Genomic DNA, 770 nt, shown 5'->3' on the forward strand with positions numbered 1-770 from the left:
TTCGCCAATTCCTGAGCTTCGGCGGCGTGTTTTAGCCCCGGACATTTTCGGCGCAGGACCTCTCGACCAGTGAGCTATTACGCACTCTTTTAATGTATGGCTGCTTCTGAGCCAACATCCTGGTTGTCTTTGAAATCCCACATCCTTTTCCACTTAACACGCACTTTGGGACCTTAGCTGCAGGTCTGGGCTCTTTCCCTTTTGACTGCCCAACTTATCTCGTGCAGTCTGACTCCCGGTCATCATCTCCATGGCATTCGGAGTTTGATATTCTTCGGTAAGCTTTGACGCCCCCTAGGAAATTCAGTGCTCTACCTCCATGAGACTAAACCGAGGCTAGCCCTAAAGCTATTTCGAGGAGAACCAGCTATCTCCGGGTTCGATTGGAATTTCTCCCCTACCCACACCTCATCGCCACCCTTTTCAACGGATGTGCGTTCGGCCCTCCATCGCCTTTTACGGCGGCTTCAGCCTGGACATGGGTAGATCACCCGGTTTCGGGTCTGCCTGGTCTGACTCTGGCCCTGTTAAGACTTGGTTTCCCTTCGGCTCCGGACGTATGCGTCCTTAACCTCGCCAGACCCGGCAACTCGCCGGACCGTTCTACAAAAAGTACGCGGTTGACCTCTTAAGGGTCTTCCACAGCTTGTAAACACAGGGTTTCAGGTTCTCTTTCACTCCCCTCCCGGGGTCCTTTTCACCTTTCCTTCACAGTACTATGCGCTATCGGTCACTAAGGAGTATTTAGGCTTACGGGGTGGTCCCCGCTC

General features: G+C 53.1%; 1 rRNA gene. It reads right to left on the reverse strand.

The annotated features are described in order from the left end of the window. Window positions 1-770: ribosomal RNA gene (locus VSQ61_RS22705) — 23S ribosomal RNA — on the reverse strand; the annotation flags it as partial.

The sequence above is a fragment of the Candidatus Merdisoma sp. JLR.KK006 genome (genome assembly GCF_036941035.1).
Classification (GTDB): Bacteria; Bacillota; Clostridia; order Lachnospirales; family Lachnospiraceae; genus Laedolimicola.